The following is a 768-nucleotide window of genomic DNA, read 5'->3' as shown; positions in this document are numbered from 1 at the left end:
ATTAAAGTGATTCCAAAAAAGTAAGCAGTTGTGCGCGTTGCTCTTGGGGCATTGTTTGTACGGCTTGCTTGGCAGATTCGGCCTCGCCGCCATGCCACATAATTGCTTCAAGTATACTGCGTGCGCGGCCGTCATGCAGAAGAAAATGGCTGCCATTTACGTATTTGTCTGAACCGAGCCCCCAAAGTGGAGCGGTTCTCCATTCCTGTCCGTTTGCCTTAAACTCGGGTCGATTGTCCGCCAGCCCTAGCCCCATGTCATGCAGTAATAGATCGGTGTAAGGCCAGATGGTTTGCATGTTAAGAGAAGTTTGCTCAGTATGCCCGGATGTTTGATAGCTTGGAGTATGGCACGCGGCACAGCCAGCGGAGTGAAAGACGGCTTTTCCTTTATTGACCATTTCTGCATTGTCTATTTTTCGAATGGGTACCGCGATATTTCTTGTATACAGCAATAAAGCATCGGTCATCGCCTTTGGCGCTTCCATGTGGTTGATATCCGGGGCTTGGCGGGTGCGGTTTCCATGGGCTTGTTTTCGGCAGCTTGTTTGTGAAGGAGTGCAGTCGCCCCAATGTTGTGGAAATAACGGTGTACTAATGCCGAGATCCCCCTTGAACGCGCTAGCGTTTTGTTGACGAAGGTTGGGGGTGCCTGCTTTCCAGCCAAAACGGCCAAGTGCCGGTGCTTGTTTTTGCTGATCCCAAACCCAATTGGCTTTGCCTGAAATACCATCTTGGTTACTGTCGTCTGGGTCGGTTTTAGAAAGAA

The 768-nt window shown here is 50.1% G+C and carries 1 protein-coding gene; it reads right to left on the bottom strand.

The features are described 5' to 3' along the window. Position 1: 1 nt before the first annotated feature. The coding region (locus A3735_RS02830; protein ID WP_156499354.1) for a di-heme oxidoredictase family protein at positions 2-768 on the bottom strand (767 nt) is incomplete at its 5' end.

This window comes from Oleiphilus sp. HI0061 (assembly GCF_001635675.1).
This window is presented reverse-complemented; position numbering and strand designations above follow the sequence as displayed.